Source organism: Candidatus Firestonebacteria bacterium RIFOXYD2_FULL_39_29, from assembly GCA_001778375.1.
In the GTDB taxonomy this organism is placed as follows: Bacteria; Oederibacteriota; D2-FULL-39-29; order D2-FULL-39-29; family D2-FULL-39-29; genus D2-FULL-39-29.
Window position 1 is genome coordinate 1 of record MFGV01000058.1, and the last position, 19,734, is coordinate 19,734.

Here is a 19,734-nt window from a genome sequence, read left to right on the forward strand (position 1 = left end):
GAGGTATTTTAACAAACTTTTCTACAAAATGCTGAAAAATAAAGCATTTTAGGAAAATATTTTAACAAAGGACAGATAGGAGTTGTTGAATTTATATTACCACATTAATTTAGAACGTTAGTAACGTGATAACGTGCAACGTTTTAACGGATTTTACGTTAAGGAGAGTTTTATGGCATTGACATTTACAGATGTGAATTTTGAAAAAGAAGTATTAAAGGCTGCAGAGCCTGTTCTCGTGGATTTCTGGGCAGAGTGGTGCGGTCCGTGCAAAATGCTTGGTCCGACGATTGAAGAACTGGCAAAAGAATATGCGGGAAAAGTGAAGATAGGAAAGGTTAATGTAGATGAAAATCCCGGAGTCAGTTCAAAGTTTGGAATTCGTTCTATCCCTGCCCTTTTAATGTTTAAAAATGGGGAAGTAGTCGGGCAAATGGTAGGAGCACAACCGAAACCGGCAATTAAGAAAAGACTTGATGCGCTGATTTAGAGGCTAAATGGTAAATATATCGGCTTTTAAGGCGCTTAAATATGATCCGGGAAAAACAGGTAACCTTTCAAGGGTAGTTTCTCTTCCGTATGATGTTATAACTCCAAAAATGCAGGGTGTTTACTATTCTAAATCGGAAAAAAATATTGTCAGAATTATTCTCAGAAAAGAGACAGAAAAAGGCGACAGGTATATTCAGGCGGCTAAAGAATTTTCTAATTGGATATCTGAAGGTACTTTAGTATTTGAAAAAAAACCTGTGTTATTTGTGCATCAACAGCAGTTTTTATTGGAGGGTGAAAAGAAGATAAGGACAGGTCTCCTCTGCCTCGTAAGGTTGGAAGAGTTTGCCGGAAAAAATATCCTGCCTCATGAAAATACTTTTCCGTCTCACAAGGCCGATCGCTTAAAACTTCTTGAGGCGTGCGGCGCTAATATGAGTCCCATCTTTGGACTATATGAAGGTTCTTATAGCTTTAAAAACATTACTTCAAAAAAACCTTATGCTATTTTTAAGATGAAAGATAAAAATGGAGATGTTATAAATAAAGTATGGTGCGTCAGGGATGAAAAGGCTGTGTTTGACGCTATAAAAGCGTTTAAAAATAAAAAAGTATTTATTGCTGATGGTCATCACAGGTATGAAGTAGGTCTGTTTTTTAAAAAGAAGATGAGAAAATTATACCCTGCATCTACAGATTCATCCTGGAATTATATTATGTTTACGCTTGTCTCCCTGCATGATAAAGGACTCGTAGTCCTTCCGACGCACCGCCTTGTGAAATTTATCTTTAAAGTAAGTAAGCAAAATATTTTTGAAAAACTTTCTCCCTATTTTGAAATAAAAGAACTGAAAACCCCTGAAAGCAAAGAAATTATTTTATATACTGATCACAGATACTATGCTTTAAAGCCAAAAGGGAATAGGGTCTTTTCTTCAATTAAAGAAAAACATTCGTTGACCTGGAAAAAACTGCCTACATCGTTGCTGCATCACTTAATCCTCAGGAAATTACCGCAAACCAAAGAAACAGCTTATACACGGGATATTTCGGAAGTGAAGGAAAAAGTGAATAACGGGATGTTTCACGCAGGTTTTATAATTCCCGATATATCTGCCAGGACAATATTGGATTTGTCCTATAAAATGGAGAAAATGCCGCATAAAACCACATATTTCTATCCTAAACTCCCCGTTGGAATTGCGTTTAACAAGTTTTAACGCTGGAATTAATGCTTTCGGTCAATGATATATGGAAAATAATCAATATATATTAATGCTTTCCTATTGAAATGACGATATTTGTCTGGTATTATTAATGAGGTATTCAAAATGAAAAAAGAAAAATTGAAAGACATAAAGCCTTTAAAAGAAAAAGCCGCAGTAAAACCCGTTAAAGTTTCTATAAAATCTGTCGTGAAACCTTACGTAAAATCTGTTGTAAAAGCTGCGGTAAAGGCCATCGTAAAAAAGAGAAAAGCTCCATTGTTAACGTTAAAGGAAAAAACTCCGGAGAAAATACCGGAGCAAAAAATTGCAGCGGTAAAGCCTGTAATTTTGAAGTCTAAAAAAGCCGGTCATCCTTCCCTGATATATAAAAAATATGACAATAAAGTCCAGGATTTTTATGGTGATACCCGTATTGTTCTTTTGACCAGGGATTCATACTGGCTTTTTGCATATTGGGAAGTATCGCTTCCCCGAATAGAAGAAGCACAAAAAGAACTTGGACAGGAGTTCTACTCTGCAAGATCAATACTCCGTGTTTATGAAGTTACAAATATAGATTTTAACGGGAACAATGCCCATGGATATTTTGATATTACTCTTGAAAATCTTGTAATAAGCTACTATTTGAAGGTTTATGCTCCGGAAAAATCCTGGGTTGTTGATATTGGTGTTCTAGCGCCTTCGGGGAGGTTCTTTACGCTTGCAAGATCCAATGCTATGTCAACCCCTGCAGATAGTATGTCTAACTTTGACTATGAAGAGTGGATGGATTCTTCGGAAGCCTGGAAGATGTATATTGCAAAAGCAAGCAGGGGAAAGGGCGAAAGTGAAGCGCTGTACGGTGGAGAGTTCCGGCCAAATGACGCTACTTCCGGTTCCGGCGGCGTAAGCAGTTTGTCCAGTTCCGTAAAATATGAAAAAAAACCTTCGGCATTTTGGATGAGAGTAGGGACGGAACTGATAGTTTACGGAGCCACAGAGCCGGATGCGAAAGTCACCATTAATAATACAGCGGTTGTTTTAAATCAAGACGGGAGTTTTTCTGCGAGATTTGCGCTTATAGACGGTATCCATGCTCTTGATATAGTCGGCAATTCGGCAGACGGAAAATATAAAAAGTCATTTAAGATAACAGTAACACAAGATACAAAGAAGGTGGAATAATGCCTAAAGGATACTTAGCTTTAGTACTCCATGCTCACCTGCCTTATATCAGGCATCCTGAACATGATGATTTCCTCGAAGAGGATTGGTTTTACGAAGCTGTGTTTGAAACATATATCCCTCTTCTCCTCGTTTACGAACGGCTTGTAGAAGATAATGTTGACTTTCGGGTCACTATGTCTTTGACCCCTCCGCTTATTAATATGCTTGCAGACCCACTGCTTCAAGACAGAGCGCTTCATCATATAGAAAAACTCATAGAACTTTCAGAAAAAGAAATAAGACGTACGGAGTTCGAGCCTCATTTTAATCATGTGGCAAAAATGTATAGCTGGAAATTTAACGAATACCGTGCCTACTTTTTAAAATACAATAAAAATATTGTTAATTGGTTTAAAAAATTCTCTGATCTGGGCAAGCTTGAAATAATTACCTGCGGAGCCACTCACGGTTATCTTCCGTTACTCAGTGTAAATGAAAAAGCAGTGCGTGCCCAGATAAAAGTTGCTGTGGATTGTCATAAAAAACATATCGGAAAACAGCCTAACGGGATTTGGCTGCCTGAATGCGCTTATTACCCGGGTATCGAAAAGATCCTTAAGGAAAACGGAATAAACTTCTTTTTTGTCGACTCTCATGGTGTAAACTACGCAAAACCCAGACCGAAATACGGTATCTTTGCACCTGTCTTTACAAGAAGCGGTACAGCTGCGTTTGCGAGGGATGTAGAGTCTTCAAAACAGGTGTGGAGTGCGAAGGAAGGTTATCCCGGGGATTTTTACTATAGAGAGTTTTACCGGGATGTCGGTTTTGATTTGGATTATGAATATATAAAACCGTATATTAATGAAGATGGGCTGCGTACCTTTACCGGTATGAAATACTACAGGATTACCGGTGCCTCGGATTACAAAGAAGCGTATGATCCCTGGATTGCCGACCATAAAGCGGCGGAGCATGCCGGTAATTTTGTTTTTAACCGCGAAAAACAGGTGGAACATCTTGCCTCGAAAATGGACAGAAAGCCGATAATTGTTGCGCCTTATGATGCAGAGCTTTACGGCCATTGGTGGTATGAGGGCCCTCAGTTTTTAAATTTCTTTTTTAGAAAAGTTTATCATGATCAGGATGTCTTTAAAACAATTACTCCGAGCGAGTACCTTAAGGAATACCCGAAAAATCAGGTTTGCTCTCCCTGTGAGTCCAGCTGGGGTTATAAAGGCAGTCATGAAGTATGGCTGGAAGGCGGAAATGACTGGATTTACAGGCATCTCCATAAAGCCGCTGACAGAATGTGCGAGATGGCGGCGAAGTTACCCGATGCCGAAGGAATATTAAAGCGAGCTCTGAATCAGATGGCAAGAGAACTTTTACTTATGCAAGCCTCCGACTGGGCTTTTATTATGAAGACCAGAACGAATGTAGGCTATGCCGTGAACGCCACCAAAGACCACCTGTCAAGGTTTACCAAACTCTATGAGGACATAAACAGCAACTCCATAGACCTTCCCTGGCTTAACTGGATGGAATATAAAGATAATATCTTCCCCGAAATAGACTATAAAGTATACCTTTAGTCGAATTTTTCCATGTTTTCTGTTATTCTGTGACAGCCTGTCAGTTTTTCATACAGCACCGGTTTTGTATTTCCCTTAATAAAAAGTAGCACCCTTCATACTTTGGATTCTTGGACATGTACCCGAAAGTATTGAGTGGTACATGGTCGGGTATTTGCTTGACATGTAAGTGAATTCTTAATATAATTTAGTTGATATAAAAGAAACTTTAATCCAAAAGGAGCGGTTTTATGGCGAATGAAACTATTTTTAAGAGGTATGAAGGAAATCCGATAATAAAGCCGGAGGATGTTGCCGGCGCGAACAGTATTTTCAACAGCGCAGTAGTGAAGTTTGGTAAAGGTTATGCGGGAGTTTTTCGTGTTGACACCACCCGGTTATTTAGCGAACTTCATACGGGCTTCAGTGAGGATGCTATTAACTGGGAGATAAATGAGAAACAAATAGATATGAAAGGGGATACTTCTGAAAATTATAAAACTGCATCCTGCTATGACCCGAGAGTTGTTGAGATTGACGGGACTTATTATACTACATGGTGTTATTATCCGGCTGGTATTTCCTGTCATATAGGTATTGCGAAGACCAGAGACTTTAAAAAGTTTACACAGATTACTCAGATTATGCTTCCGTATAACAGAAATGCTGTACTATTTCCTTCGAAAGTAAACGGTAAATTTGCCTGCCTGAACAGGCCTTCTGATCCGTTTCATACTACTTTTGGAGAAGTATTTTACTGCGAGAGCGAAGATCTTATACATTGGGGTAATCATAAATTTGTTTTTGGTGCTACTTCGGGCTGGCAGAGATCTAAAGTCGGCCCCGGTCCTGCCCCGATAAGGATAAAAGAAGGATGGCTTTTAATATATCATGGAGTACGTATTACCTGCAGCGGTTATATATATTGCATGGGTGGCGCCATCCTGGACGGCAACAAGCCGTGGAAGACTCTATACCGCTGTAAAGAATACCTTCTTGCGCCTGCGACTCCCTATGAAATGATAGGTGATGTTCCGAACGTAGTATTTCCGACCGCTCTTTTGCATGATAAAAAGACCAATAAAATAAGCGTTTATTACGGTTGTGCAGATACTGTCGTAGGTCTTGCCACAGCTGATATGGGCGAGCTTGTAAGATTCATTAAGAAAAATAGCTAATGAATGAGAATTTTAAATATCAGAAGAGGAAATTTAACAGTGGTGTGTTTTTAAAATTAGGCTTTATCAGTGAAAGCCGATAGTTCTATTAGATATCTGTAAACCATTCATGATTTAGATTCATAGCTCTGTATCAGAAAATATTTAGTGGTACGAGGTCTGTGGAATATTTTAAAGTATAGGAAAGTATAAAAGATATTTTACGAGAACTGATTAGGATTTAGTGCAGACTTTATCAGCGGAATCCAAAAGCTTTGTAATCAGTGGAATCTTTTCCAACGGAGGAGTTAATGGCCAGTGTAAAATATTTTGATTCGCATTTTCATGTGTGGGACGGGAATAAAGGGAAAATAGGGCAGTTTATTGAAAAAGGACAGGTGGACGGAATGAATCTTATTCTTGCCGCTCCTGATGCTAAAGACATTGAAGGGCTAAATGAAGATGCTTTTACTTTGAAAAAAAAATATGGCAAAAGGATTCAGCTGGCCTACTGGGTAAATCCGCTTGAAAAAGGCTCTATTAAAACGACCGAACGTTTTTTTAAAAAGCATCCGGAGATTACCGGAATAAAAATACATCCTTGTCATTATAAACCGTTTGAGGTCTCGGAAAAAATAGTGGGACCTATCCTTGATTTTGCGAAGGAAAGGGATTTGTATGTTATAACCCATACACAGCCGACCCGAGGGCAAAGTGCTATTGCTTTTCGGGGTGTTTTGGGAAAACGTCAAAATTTAAGATTTATTCTGGGGCATGGTTCGACTATTGAAGAAAGTGTTTATATGGCCGGTGCTTTTAAAAACTGTTACATTGAACCCTCCTGGCTGGGTTTTTTCTCCTTGCTGTTTGAAATGGCCGAGAGAGTGGGCGGTTTTAATAAATTATTAGTAGGTACAGACGGACCGATATGGTTTTCCGGTTGTAATCTTGAACCGTTTGAAGACACTATTCAGCTTGCCAGAAAATACCTGCCTTCAATGAAAGAAGTAAAGATGTTCTGCTATGATAATGCGGCGTCATTTTTTAGATTAAATGAAAAGTAAATATACTTTACTTAAAGGTTTAAATCATTTTTATAACGGTTTTGAGTTCAATATCTTTAAAAATGCCGAGTCAAAGGGTACAAACCTGCATACCCATGATTTTAATGAGCTTGTTTTTACGATTGAAGGGCATGCGTTTCATAAAACACTTAAGGGAAAAAAGAGTATTAAAAGAGGCAGTATATTTTTTATCCCGGATGGCGGGGTCCACGGCTATGAGACAGATAAAGAGATTGGGATATATAATATTATATTCTCCGTAAAACTCGAAAGAGAGATTCAGAAGAATTATCTTGAGAAAGTATTCCCCGGGAAGAAAAGTTTTGTGAATGTGCTTAATGAAAAATTAAGTATGCCTGTTCATCTTCCACCTGCTGAAACGGTGTTTATTGAAAGTCTTATAAAAAAAATATGTGTAGAACATGACGGAAAAAAAAGAGGTTATGAAACGGTTACTAAGACCTATTTTGCGGAGTTAATAATCAACCTGGCAAGACATCTTGAAAAAGAATCTGATATTAAAATGTCTTATATGGAAAATGATGAACGGATTAAGAGGATCCTTGTACATATTGAGAAAAGATATTCCGGAAAGATTACTTTAAAAGAGCTTGCGGATAAAGTAAATCTGGTTCCGGCTTATTTCTCCTTTTTTTTTAAGAAAACAACAGGTTACGGTGTTTTTGAATATATAACTGAATTTAGAATTTACAAAGCATGTTTTTTACTTAAAAATACGGACAAACACATCCTTGAGGTAGCTTATGAAACAGGATACAACAGCGTGTCTCTATTTAACCGCATATTCAAACGTATAACAGGCCTTTCCCCCCGCGACTACCGCCGGCTGCAGTAAAACTAAAGATAGTGCTATTGTCCAACGTAATAGTAGTGGTAAAAAAATAATGCTCCTTAATGTAAGATTAGAAAAATGTTGTCCGGTGTTACTTTAAGAGAATAATATTTTATGCAAGAAATTTCCGGTAGAGATTGAATAATATAAAATTGGGCCCGTAAGGTCGTTGAGAAATACTTTTGGACCTTGTCATCACAGGCTTGGGGATGATGTTGGCTGGGTAGGTCCGGACCAGTTTGTAGACGACGCAGACCAGAAATTGGAGTACGTATTTGTGCCTTACGGTTTAATAGAAGGCGCAAGTATTGTGATAAATAAGTAAGCAAAACAAAATAAGTCCGGGCAAAAGAGTGTTAATGCTAGATTAACAAATATTCATTACTGCTTGACAGCTGACGTGAAATAGTATATAATAAAGCTATGATGAATCCGGTAGGAGTAAATATAAGAAGGTTACGCGAAGGCAAGAGGATTAAGCTTCGCGAATTTGCTAGAAGCTTGAATTTGAGCGCGAGCTTTATATCTCAAGTGGAAATGGGAAAGGCTTCACCGTCTCTTTCAACCTTGAAGGAAATAGCGGACAAACTTTCCACTACGGTAGGTGAGCTTATCGGTGAGGGGCAGCAGGTATCTGAAGTGCCGGTAACAAGGGAGAAAGACAGAAAGAATATAAAGGACCTTGAAAAAGGGGTAAGTATGTATCTCCTCACTTCTCCGGATAACAATAAGACAATGGAACCTCTTCTATTTAAAATGAACAAAAATGCCAGTTCCGGAGGATCTAATTACACGCATTATGGACAGGAATTTGTCCTGGTACTAAAGGGGGAGTTGGAGATAAAATTGAATGACAGTATCTATATATTGAAAAAAGGAGACAGTATATATTTTAATTCAAAAACCCCGCATTCCTTTAAAAATATTGGAAACGGGGAGGCTGAGGCTGTTTGGGTGATAACGCCGCCTTCTTTCTAGTTTTTTTTGCAAAAGGTGTTAATATATGCTTAATAATGTTAATCAATATAAAACAGGAGGAAATATGAAAGACATACTGAAAAGCAGGTTGGGCGGACTTAAAAGCGGTGTGGAAGAATTTTGGTCTAAACTCGGTGAAATTGAAATTGGAAATACGAATTTCGAGCATTTTCCAAAGTATATTTCTAAAGAGATGAAAAACAATGGTTATGATGTCGTTTCAATCGATAAAGCCGAAAACGTTGTAGGACTGATAAAAGGAAGCCGTGATGAAGGGGATATCGTTATTCTTTCGCATTTTGATGCAACGGAAAAAACAGGCGGCAATGCCGGTTTTAAAAATGGCATAACTTCGGGCTTATTCGCAGGGACTTTGCTTGAAAATTCGCTTGCGCCTCTAAAGGGTAATATTATTTTCTGCTGCATTCCAAACATTAATAACAGCGAAGCTAGAGTGGAATATTTGTTCAGTGAAACACTTAAACACAGGAGAAATAAAATAAAAAGCGTTCTTCTATGCGAATCTACCGGTTTAAATGTATACCTCGGTCATAAAGGCAGAATGGAATATGAGATACAGATAACCGGGGATTTTTCCGGGCAGACGGCAGACAGTAAAATGCAGATGGCGTTTCCTCTTGTTAATGAATTGTATAAAGTAGGAGAGAAACTCCCTTTGAATTCCAACCTTGGAAAATCCAAACTTTCGGTCCGAGATGTTTCTTACACCAAGAATGACTCGGGCACGAAAGAGATGAAATTCACCGTAGATAGGGTCTTTGTGCCGGAGGAAGATCATTATGCTATTTTGAAAAGGGCCAAGTCTATTGCGGAAGAAGTTTATTCGAAAAAGGAAAAATATTCAGTTAATACGGCAGTCGCGGTTGAACAACTGCATATGAACGGCGGGCTGGACTTGAAAGTTGAGAAAAAATATGAGCCGTGGCTTATGGACAGCGCAGAGCCTTTTGTTAGAAAATCTATGGATGCTCTTTCTGAAGTGGATTTAAAATCTAAAACAGGGTACTGGCAGAATTCCTTTACTTTTGGTTCTTATACGTATGGTAAACTTAAAATTCCTACCTTGGGTTTTGGCGCAGGAAAGGAAGAACACTCCAAAGTTACGGATAAAGCGGAACAGCTTAAGAATCTGGAAGCTGCAGTTCTGGGCACGGCCTGGATAGCGTATAGAAATATCGGCATTCCCTCGTTCGGGTGGAGTTCAGATGAAATCTGAAGAAAGTATTAACATACTTGTTTTTAATCCCGGAAGTTCTTCGGTAAAATACAGGTTAATCAGTATGCCCGGCGAAAAAGACCTTATTTTTGGGGAAGCTGAAAGGGTGGGGATTAAGACCCAGGGAGCTTCTTTTATAACACACGTAGTTCTGGGTGAAAAAAGGGTGCTTAAGATTGATATGCCTGACCACAGTACAGCTTTTAAATGCATTATGGGTGTAATAGCGGAGGATGTCGCAAAGAACAGCCGGCTTAAAACAACAGCTTTTGCCCACAGGTTTGTGCATCCCGGGAATCTTTATAATAAGACTACCAGGGCGGAAGATAATGACCTGAAAAAGCTGAAAACTACCTTTGACCTTGCGCCTATACATAATCCGGTTTCCCATTCTTTTATGGAAATGTGCCGTAATTTTTCACGGGAAATACCCCAGTATGCTGTTTTTGATACCGCCTTTCATGCGCAAATTCCGCCGGAAAATTATACCTACGCCTTACCGGCAAAAATTGCAAAAGAATACGGGATCCGCAGAGTTGGTTTTCACGGAATTTCGCATAAGTTCGTAACCACAGAGGCTGCCCGGTTCTTAAAAAGAGAGTTTGACCTGCAAAAAATAATAAGCTGTCATCTCGGGACCGGAGGGGCCAGCATCTGTGCGGTAAAAGACGGTCATTCCATACACAATACTATGGGTTTAACTCCGCTAGAGGGGCTTATTATGAATACAAGGAGCGGAGACCTTGACACGGGAGTATTATTTCGTCTCATTGCAAACGAAGACCTTACCGTCAAGCAGGCGGATGAAATATTAAATAAAAAAAGCGGAGTTCTGGGTATTTTTGGCTCCTCTTCTGATCTCCGCGATGCCGTAAAGACAATGAAAAATGATAAAAATGCTGCTTTTGCTTTTAATATGTTCATAAGAAGGATAAAAAAATATATAGGTTTTTACTCGCTTCTTCTGAGAAAACCGGACATTTTAATTTTTACTGATTCTCTTGGTGTTTCGGTCCCTCTTGTAAGGGAGAAAGTCTGCGAAGCAATGGAGATTTTTGGAATAAAGTTGGATAAAAAGAAGAATAATAATTATAAGTCAGGGATAAAGGATATTTCCTCCGGAAAATCCGCAGCCCGTATTATGATAGTGCCGACCAATGAAGAGATAATGATAGCGAGGGAAGCATATGGAGCGCACAAATGAAACTAGTAGGAGAAATAGGAGCAAGTAATATCAAAGTCACAGTCTTTGAAAGTAAGAGAAGCAAAGAAGAGATTACATTTGTTCTGGAACATGATGAAATTATGGATAAGAAAAAGAGTTTCTTTGAGGTCTTAGCTGTAAAAGGGATCGACCCGGATAATATTACAGCAGTTTCGTTTGTTCTCCCTTTTGGTCCGGAAAAATCAAAAAATCCGGAGCCTATGAAAGAAAACATAATAGATAAATTAGAAAGCTTGTCGGATATATATCCGTCTTATATACCTTTTGCCGTAAAGCTCTTACGAAGATTATTCAAAGAAAATACAAAAATACCTGTTTCTCTGTTTTTTGATACTTCTTTTTTTCTTTCTCTTCCTTTGGAAGAGGTGTTTTATGCCATACCTCTAAGTAGTTCAGAAAAGAGTAAATTAAGGAAGTTTGGTTATCACGGGATCTATCACAGTTACGCCGCCTGCCTCTTCGGTAAAAATAAAAAAGTTATCTCGCTTGTTCTTGACAAAAAGACAACTGTTTGCGGTATCAAAAATAATAAGCCATTGACCGTAAGTCTGGGAGGAACGCCTCTTGAAGGAATAATGTCTTTGACCTCTTGCGGTGATCTTGATCCGGGTGCCGTATTTTATATTATGAAAAAAGCAGGTTATTCTATATACAAGATGGATGAGGTCTTGAAAAAGCAAAGCGGTTTTTTTGGCGTTACCGGTTACGATATGTCCATGAAAGACCTTGCCGGAATTTATGGTAAGGACGAGAAGGTCAAGCTTGCCTTTGATATATATAGGAATCAGATACTTAAATATATCGGAGGATCATTGGCTGTCCTATCCGGTATTGATACGATAGTCATTTCCGGGTCGGAATTATATTCACTTGAAGGTCTTGTTTACGATATATTAAAACAAATGAATTTTCTCGGTATTCACTTGAAAGAATCTCCGTGGAAAAAAAATACTCTGCTCCAAAAGATAAGTTTGCCTGGTTCAAAAGTAAAAGTATTTGTAAATTATAAAAACATTGCAGATATCGTTTACTCTGAAATGATTCTAGCAGACTGCTGAAAACCCCGCTTTTTGTCATGTCGGACTCAGATCTAGTTTTTGACCCGCCAACGCTTTGTGGAGGGCGGTATCAAGCGTAGTTAAACTGCTGCTAAAACAAACTAACTGAAAATGTTTGTAGATAAAACGCCGTCTTAAGTGACCAAATGATGGCGTTTTTGTTTTTAAAGCCTAGAAATAAAGATTGAGAGATTTTCAGATTTTAGTTCATTGGAACTATATCTTGTATCAGTGTCCACCTGTGGTGAGATCGTGCGTTAGCACTGATCACTCGATAAACATGAGGGTTTTATTAATTTATAGTTTAAATGGTTCTACTTCGTTTTTGGGGAACTCCTTTCAGGATGGAAAAAAGTCAATAAAAAGTATAGAATAGTCAGACTGTATCATTTAACAGAAAGGTATAATGTTAAAATGAAAAATGTAAAGCAAAATAAAATACTTCTGGTTGACGACGATAGTATCTTAAGAAGCGAGTTTAAGGATTGCTTTGAAGAGTATGATATTACAGAAGCCGTAAACGGTGATATGGCCCTGTCGATTTTAAAAAAACCAAACGAAATAGATCTTGTAATACTGGATGTGAGAATGCCGGGAAAAAGCGGACTGGAAATATTAAAAAATATCAGAGAGATAGATAAAGATGTAAAGATAATTATTTTTACGGGGTATGGTTCAAAAGAAGTTGTGGTTTCAGCTTTAAGGGCTAAAGCTGATGATTTCATTGAAAAACCTTTGGATGTTGATTCGACCAGAGATGTTATTGAAAAAGTATTAAGCACAAAAAAGGGTTTGCCTGAAAGCGACAGTATGGATTTGAAAGATAAAATGGAGAAGGTAAAAGGATTTATTGAGCGTAATTATTTGAAAAAAATTACCCTGAATGATGCTGCAAATGTCGTTGGGCTAAGTCCAAAATACTTGAGCAGGATGTTTCAGGTTAAATTAAAAATGGGTTTTAGTGATTATAAATTGAATTTGAAAATAAATAAATCTAAAGAGTTTTTAAAGAAAACCGGTTATAATGTGGATCAAATTGCATACAAACTGGCGTATGAGAATTCAGAGTCATTTATAAGGCAATTTAAGAAAATAACCGGTTCCACCCCCACGGAGTACCGAAAAAGAGTAAAAAAATGAAATGGGGTAAAAGCTATTATAAAGTAGTCCTCTGGATTGTTGCCTCTTTAGTGGTTCTTGCCGGTTTGTTTATAATTAAAAACAATAATTATCTGCTATTTCATTCAGCCATTGAAATATTCACCGTCATTGTATCCTTTTCTATTTTTATTATTGTATGGAACTCGCGTAAATATTTTGATTGCGATTATTTTCTCTTCCTGGGTGTCGGTTATTTTTTTATGACTGTAATCGATATTTTGCACACCTTATCATATAAAGGCATGGGTATCTTTCTTGGTTTCGAAACAAATCCTGCGACACAATTTTGGATCTCTGCCAGATATTATCAGAGCATTATATTTCTTATTGCTACATTTATAATAGGAAAAAGAATTAAAATAAATTATATTATTTCCGGATTTGTTAGTTCAACAATAATATTGCTGTTAAGTATCTTGTATTGGAAGAATTTTCCGATTTGTTATATAGAAGGGGTCGGTTTAACTGATTTTAAATTAGTCAGTGAATATGTTATTTCGATTATCTTTTTATTGTCGGTTTACATGCTATACAAGAGAAGGGAGCACTTTAGCAGAACGGTTTTTAACTTATTGAGCGGAGCAACAATAATAACCGTGTTATCCGAGATATCGTTTACACTTTATTCGGATCCATACGGATACTATAATCTTGCCGGACATTATTTGAAATTAGTTGCTTTTTATCTGATTTATAAAGCAGTAATAGAAACAGGCTTGAAAAAACCATTGGATCTTTTATTCAGGGGTTTAAAGCAAAGCGAAGAAAAATACCGGGGAATGGTACAGGATCAGACAGAATTGATCTGCAGCTGGATGCTTGGCGGCGCAATAATATTTGTAAATGAAGCGTTTTGCCGTTACTTCGGTAAGAAATCCAAAGATTTAATTGGAGAAAGCTTTTTACCTCTAATTTACAATGAAAAGAGAAAAACAATTCAAGAATATCTTAGTAAATTAAGCAGAGATAATCCGGTCGGAAGCCATGAACAAAGAATTGTATTTCCTAATGATGAGATCAGATGGCAAAAATGGACTGATCGGGCTATATTTGACGAAAAAGGAAATATAGTGGAAGTACAGTCTGTGGGCAATGATATTACAGAGCAAAAGCGGGCTGAAGATCTGTTGAAAAAAAATGAAGAACTGTTCAGGTTGGTTTTAAACAACTCCCCTATAGCTGTATCTATTCAAGATAAGCAGCTGTGTTATACCTGGATGTATAATTCCAAATCCGGATACGCCGTAAAAGATATTATTGGCAAAACCGACAGAGAGCTTATCAATAATGGAAACTCTGAAAAATTGATATACATAAAAAATACGGTACTTAAGACGGGAAGAGGAACCAGAGAAGTATTTGAGAATGTGATAGCAGGAGAAAAACAATATATTGACACAATTATTGAACCTTTAAAAGATGATAAAAAAGCAACAATAGGGGTGACAACTGTCGCAATAGATATTACTGAAAACAAGAAAGCAGAGACTGAACTGGTAAGATTGGCAACATTTCCGACGCTAAACCCTAATCCTGTTATCGAAGTTGATTTTAGCGGTAACGTTACATACTCTAATCCAAGTGCAAAAAAGATACTTCCGGAAGATGGAGATATTAAAGAGAAAGATGAATTCTTGCAGGACTGGGATGATGTGATTAAGAATTTAACAAAAAACGGGAAAAATAATTATAGCAGAGAGGTAAAGGTTAAAAATAGTTGGTTCTTCCAGATGATGCAGTATTTGCCCGATACTAAAAACATACGTATTTATTCAATAGATATATCAGTAAGAAAGAAATATGAGGAAATGCTGAAAAATTCTTATGTTATTTTGGAACAAACGGTGGATGAACGCACTGTTGAATTAAAAGAAGCAAATATAAGACTAAGCAATGAAATAATTGAAAGGGTAAAAAAGGAAAAACAAATCTATTATAGGAATATCCTGCAAGAATCTATAGTGAAAATAACATCACGAAAGGAATTCCTGGAACAGATCATTGAGGTCGTTTCCGAATTTAGCGGTTGCTCAAATGTGGGGATAAGATTATTGGATACAAATGGGAATATTCCTTATGCGGCATACAAAGGTTTTAGCGAGGAGTTTATAAAATCAGAAAATAGACTTTCTGTCAAAACAGATGAATGTGTGTGTATCAGGGTCATTACGGGGAAATCAGCTCTCTCAGAGAAGGAAAAAATGTCTAAGTATGGTTCTTTTTACTGTAATAATAAATTTGGATTTATTGATGATTTAACTGACAAAGAAAAAAGGAGATTTCGTTGTGTGTGCGCGAAAACCGGATATGCGTCAGTTGCTGTAATCCCTATCAAAAGCGTCGGTGAAATAATAGGGTCTCTTCATCTCTCGGATGAAAAAGAGAATAAAGTACCATTTGAGATCATTGAATCGGTAGAATCTTTGTGTTCGGTGATATCAGGAGGTTTGAGAAGATTTGAGTTACTTGACAAATTAAAAGATGCATCAATGTATTCCCGCACACTTATAGAAACAAGCCTGGATCCTCTGGTCACCATAAGTCGTAAAGGGAAGATTATGGATGTAAGTAAGGCTACTGAGCTGGCAACAGGTGTCTCGAGAGAAAAGCTTATTGGTACAAAATTTCTGGATTATTTTACTGAGCCGGATAAAGCAAAGTCAGGTTATGACCTGGTATTTACTGAAGGATTTGTTAAGGATTATCCCCTTACAATAAAACACATTTCGGGGAGGCTTACGGACGTTTTGTATAATGCTGCTGTTTATAAGAACGAAGCAGGTGAAATAGCCGGAGTTTTTGCTGCTGCCCGTGATATTACCGAATATAAAATAATGGAGAAAAAGTTAGCAGCTACACAGCAGGAGTTGAATGACACAAAGAGGCTTTCAGATATCGGTACCTTGGCTGCAACGGTGGCCCATGAGTTACGAAATCCTTTGGCGGCGATCAGGATAGCAATTTACAATGTAAAAAGAAAAGCAAATAACGTTGCATTAGACAGACATATTGAGAATATTGAGAAAAAGATAGAAGAAAGTAATCATATAATAAATAACCTTTTATTTTACTCCAGGATTAAACTTCCCCAGTTAGAAGAAATAAAAGTAATAAGTATTTTAGATGAATGTGTTACTATGGCAAAGAAAAGGTTTTACAAGAAAAAGATAAAATTGTTTATTGATAATAGGGGGATTAGACGTTTAACTATATGTGCGGATCCTTATCAAATTAGAGAGTTGTTCAGTAATGTTATTAATAATGCCTTTGATGCAATTTCAGATAAAAAGGGCGAAATAGCAATTGAATCCGGAATAGTTGATAACAAGTTTATTAAAATAATGATAAAAGATAACGGAATTGGGATTGAGAAGGAAAACATTGACAAAATCTTTGATCCGTTTTTTACCACCAAAGCAAGAGGGACGGGGTTAGGTCTTAGTGTTTGCAATCAAATAATACATTTACACGGAGGGAAAATAGAAGTTGAAAGCACAGTTAACAAAGGAACAATATTAGCCATATTTTTGCCGATAGAAGAGAAAAAAAGATGAAAAAGACAATTCTCATGATAGACGATGATATAGAACTAAACGAGGAAATATCAGAAATACTGAAAGATGAAGGCTATGATGTTGTTTCGGCGTTTGACGGTGCGGAAGGCATAAAATTAATCGAAAAAAATACTTATGATATTATATTGCTTGATTTTAAAATGCCGGGCCATACAGATGGCATAGGTGTTATAAAAAAAATTAAAAAAATGAAGGTTAAATCAGCGGTATTTCTAATAAGCGGCAGACCGCATATAGAGAAGTTGCTGAAAGATGAAAATCTGGAATCAATAGTTACAAAAGTATTAAGTAAGCCTTTTCATGTCGTTACCCTGCTGGAAGAAATAAAAAATATTGTTGAATAATCCGCATTTAAGCGCAATTTCTCACGATAGAAAAAAGTCAATAGAAAATAGAATCCGCCAATTTATGTATTTCAAAATCAGCCTATAATATATTACAGGATAATTAAAATTAGTGCTGAAAAAGGAGTGAAAAATGGACAAACAAAAAAGTATAAAAGTATGTGAGCTGTTCAAGTCTCTGGATAATCTGGAATTAGAAAAAATTAGTAGAGAAGCGATAGAGAGGAAATATGTAAAGGCAAGTGTAATATTTACTGAAGGGGAAAAAGGCGACTATGTATATATTGTTACCGAAGGTATGGTAAAAACATCAAAATACAGTCTTTGCGGGAAAGAGAATATATTGGATATATTTGTTAAAGGGGATTTGATAGACCCTGTCTATGTTTTTTGCGGGGATTCATATCCGTATTCTGCAATAGCTTTAGATAAAGCATCTGTATTACTTATAAGAAAAGAAAAGCTTATAACCTTAATGGAAAAATCTCCTGCCGTTTCCTTTCTGGCTATGAAAACTATTTCTAAGAAGTTATTGTCTGCTTATTGCAAAATCCAGGAAAAAACAAATGAAAGAGTAGAGCAACGTATTGCGAAAATCCTTCTTATCCTGTTTAAAAAAATAGGCGGCGAGCTTAGTTTTACCCGGGAAGAAATTGCCAATATGGTCGGGACCAGCTTTGAAACCGTAATAAGATTTACCAGCAGTATTAAGAAGGAAAAGATCCTTGAAACCGGTAAAAGAAAGATAAAAATAATAAATGAGCAAAAATTAAGACTGATTGCAGAAGGCTTCCTCAAGTCTTCTGAAAGAACAAATCATAATCTGAGTAATGAAAAAAAGCTATTAACTTACAATGTTTCTTAAGTAAGGGGATTTCCATGAAAAAAGTGCTGATTATTGACGATAATAAAGAGTTTCTTGAAGAGCTCGGTGTAATGCTGTCTTCGAGCGGGTATGAGACTATATTAGTTAATGATAGTAATATTGCGATGAAAACAGTACTAACAGAAAAACCTGATGTAATATTGATGGATATGAGAATGGACGGTTTAAGCGGATATGAGTTAACGTTAAAATTAAAACAAAACAAAGATACCTACCGGATTCCGATTATAGCTATGAGCGGATATTACAAGGAAGATGTGTATAACTTGAAATCAGCCTATGGAGGGGATAAATATTTAAGAAAACCCTTTACGCCCCTGGACGTAATTTCAAAGATTGAAGGTGTTTTAATATGAACCTTCGTGGTTTTCTGCGTCATACTTGCCATAAATCTATTGTAGTGTCGTCTGATTCCTATTAAAAGACTTATTCATTATTCTTTTTCTCCTGTATAAAATATAGCGTAAGAACAAAGTCAATAATAAGTAGAAACAGCCAATTAATATATTTGAAATTAATTGATATTATTAGTTAGGAATTTATTAAGGAGGCAAAGATGAAAAAGTCGGATCCGGTAAAAAGAGAAAAGCGAAGAAATATAAAAATAATGTCAAGAGAGGATAAAGCGCTGATTCTCCATCCCGAAGTAACCAGGCAGGTGCTCAAGGCAAAGATAAAGCTTGAAGCGGAAAAAAAAGCTTACGAGCTCTTTGAAAGGAACGGGAAGACACATGGTAACGATTTGGCCCATTGGTTGGAAGCAGAAAAAGAATTAATAAGACAGTATGTTTGGCAGTTAATTTAAGGAAGACAAAATGGAAAAAATAAATACGGCCTTACAGCTGACAGGGTATTTGATTTTGATAGTTATGTCTTTAAGGATGTTGATGGAAAATAAAATATACGGCAATATCAGAAGAAGAGGTTCTCTTGAAGCGAAAGGAATTCAAAGACAATACCAGACTAGAAACAGGCTTGTTGAAAGAAATAGTGCCGGAAAGAAAAGAGAAGGGTAAACGCCTTAATAATTATATTAGCAGGCTGCTGAAAAACTCACTTTTTGTCATACCGGACTCAGATCCGGTATCCAGTGTCGTTTAAACTGCTGCTAAAACATGCACTTTGTTTTTGTAGGAGCGAATCAAACAACATAAGCAATGAAATATTGAGTTTTTCAGCAGTCTGTTAGATTGTGGTTGTAAAGCAATTTAAAAATAGGATAATCAAATTCAGGAGGCAGAATGAATAAATATGTTTGTAGAAAATGCGGGTTGACCTTTTTTGATATACTGCCGGAGTTATGTATTGTCTGCCATTCCCCGAAGGAAGAATTTGTCCCTGTGGAAAATGCAATAAAAAATCCTTTTTCTTCCGGGAATATTAACGATCTTGAGAATTGGAGTAATATTGAATATCCGAAACGCATTCGAAGCGGTTTATTTGGAAATGGATATAAAAAAAGACGCATGCAAATGCAATTTAAAGGTTAAGAATTACATTATAACAAATTATTGATACGCGTTATATTTATTTCATTGAAACCTCTTCGCCTCCTGTCGGAAACTCATAGTTTCTGGATAGATCCTTTGAAAATCACAAAAATATTTTCATTTAAAATATTTCATTTCATTTCATTTTAAGGCAATCACTTTAAATTCACCTCTTATTCATGCGGAGGAGTTAATGTCAAATGTTGTGTTTGAGAAGTAGCGAGCATCCTTGGTTACAAAACCTCCTTTCTTGAAAAATCTGAAC

The 19,734-nt window shown here is 36.8% G+C and carries 19 protein-coding genes; all 19 read left to right on the forward strand.

All coding sequences use genetic code 11. The features are described from left to right. Positions 1-172: 172 nt before the first annotated feature. Positions 173-490, forward strand: a complete 318-nt coding sequence (locus tag A2536_01105) for a thioredoxin (GenBank protein ID OGF45702.1) — start codon at positions 173-175, stop codon at positions 488-490. A 7-nt stretch (positions 491-497) separates the two neighbouring features. Next, positions 498-1,712 (forward strand): hypothetical protein, encoded by a 1,215-nt coding sequence (locus A2536_01110; GenBank protein OGF45703.1) that lies wholly within the window; start codon positions 498-500, stop codon positions 1,710-1,712. Positions 1,713-1,823: 111 nt separating this feature from the next. After that, positions 1,824-2,885: a hypothetical protein gene (locus A2536_01115; protein ID OGF45704.1), complete on the forward strand. Its 1,062-nt coding sequence runs from the start codon at positions 1,824-1,826 to the stop codon at positions 2,883-2,885. Continuing rightward, on the forward strand, positions 2,885-4,462 hold the full coding sequence (locus A2536_01120) for a glycoside hydrolase (protein ID OGF45705.1): 1,578 nt from the start codon (positions 2,885-2,887) through the stop codon (positions 4,460-4,462). The genes A2536_01115 and A2536_01120 overlap by 1 nt, the downstream gene beginning before the upstream one ends. A gap of 230 nt (positions 4,463-4,692) precedes the next feature. Next, positions 4,693-5,619 carry a hypothetical protein gene (locus A2536_01125; protein ID OGF45706.1) on the forward strand — a complete coding sequence of 309 codons (927 nt, stop codon included), beginning with the start codon at positions 4,693-4,695 and terminating at the stop codon, positions 5,617-5,619. Between the two features lie 290 nt (positions 5,620-5,909). Then, a complete protein-coding gene (locus A2536_01130; GenBank protein ID OGF45707.1) occupies positions 5,910-6,662 on the forward strand; it encodes a hypothetical protein in 753 nt (250 codons plus the stop codon). Then, the gene (locus A2536_01135; protein OGF45708.1) at positions 6,652-7,518 is read left to right on the forward strand and encodes a hypothetical protein; all 867 of its coding nucleotides are present in this window, start codon (positions 6,652-6,654) and stop codon (positions 7,516-7,518) included. Before A2536_01130 ends, A2536_01135 begins: the two co-directional genes overlap by 11 nt. Positions 7,519-7,941: 423 nt before the next feature. Then, entirely contained in the window at positions 7,942-8,493 is a 552-nt protein-coding gene (locus A2536_01140) for a hypothetical protein (protein ID OGF45709.1), read from the forward strand. Between the two features lie 64 nt (positions 8,494-8,557). After that, positions 8,558-9,730 (forward strand): hypothetical protein, encoded by a 1,173-nt coding sequence (locus A2536_01145; GenBank protein ID OGF45710.1) that lies wholly within the window; start codon positions 8,558-8,560, stop codon positions 9,728-9,730. A 7-nt stretch (positions 9,731-9,737) separates the two neighbouring features. Beyond that, complete coding sequence (locus A2536_01150; protein OGF45720.1) at positions 9,738-10,934, forward strand: hypothetical protein; 1,197 nt, start codon at positions 9,738-9,740, stop codon at positions 10,932-10,934. Beyond that, positions 10,931-12,013, forward strand: coding sequence for a hypothetical protein (locus A2536_01155; protein OGF45711.1), 1,083 nt, complete (start codon positions 10,931-10,933; stop codon positions 12,011-12,013). Before A2536_01150 ends, A2536_01155 begins: the two co-directional genes overlap by 4 nt. Before the next feature lie 414 nt (positions 12,014-12,427). Then, entirely contained in the window at positions 12,428-13,153 is a 726-nt protein-coding gene (locus A2536_01160; protein OGF45712.1) for a hypothetical protein, read from the forward strand. Further along, on the forward strand, positions 13,150-16,728 hold the full coding sequence (locus A2536_01165) for a hypothetical protein (protein OGF45713.1): 3,579 nt from the start codon (positions 13,150-13,152) through the stop codon (positions 16,726-16,728). The genes A2536_01160 and A2536_01165 overlap by 4 nt, the downstream gene beginning before the upstream one ends. Further along, positions 16,725-17,093, forward strand: a complete 369-nt coding sequence (locus tag A2536_01170; protein OGF45714.1) for a hypothetical protein — start codon at positions 16,725-16,727, stop codon at positions 17,091-17,093. The genes A2536_01165 and A2536_01170 overlap by 4 nt, the downstream gene beginning before the upstream one ends. Positions 17,094-17,226: 133 nt before the next feature. After that, positions 17,227-17,958 carry a hypothetical protein gene (locus A2536_01175; protein OGF45715.1) on the forward strand — a complete coding sequence of 244 codons (732 nt, stop codon included), beginning with the start codon at positions 17,227-17,229 and terminating at the stop codon, positions 17,956-17,958. A gap of 14 nt (positions 17,959-17,972) precedes the next feature. Further along, positions 17,973-18,335 carry a hypothetical protein gene (locus A2536_01180; GenBank protein ID OGF45716.1) on the forward strand — a complete coding sequence of 121 codons (363 nt, stop codon included), beginning with the start codon at positions 17,973-17,975 and terminating at the stop codon, positions 18,333-18,335. A gap of 200 nt (positions 18,336-18,535) precedes the next feature. Continuing rightward, positions 18,536-18,784, forward strand: coding sequence for a hypothetical protein (locus tag A2536_01185; protein ID OGF45717.1), 249 nt, complete (start codon positions 18,536-18,538; stop codon positions 18,782-18,784). Between the two features lie 10 nt (positions 18,785-18,794). Continuing rightward, positions 18,795-18,995: a hypothetical protein gene (locus A2536_01190; protein OGF45718.1), complete on the forward strand. Its 201-nt coding sequence runs from the start codon at positions 18,795-18,797 to the stop codon at positions 18,993-18,995. Positions 18,996-19,220: 225 nt separating this feature from the next. Next, positions 19,221-19,469 carry a hypothetical protein gene (locus tag A2536_01195; GenBank protein OGF45719.1) on the forward strand — a complete coding sequence of 83 codons (249 nt, stop codon included), beginning with the start codon at positions 19,221-19,223 and terminating at the stop codon, positions 19,467-19,469. Positions 19,470-19,734 lie beyond the last annotated feature (265 nt).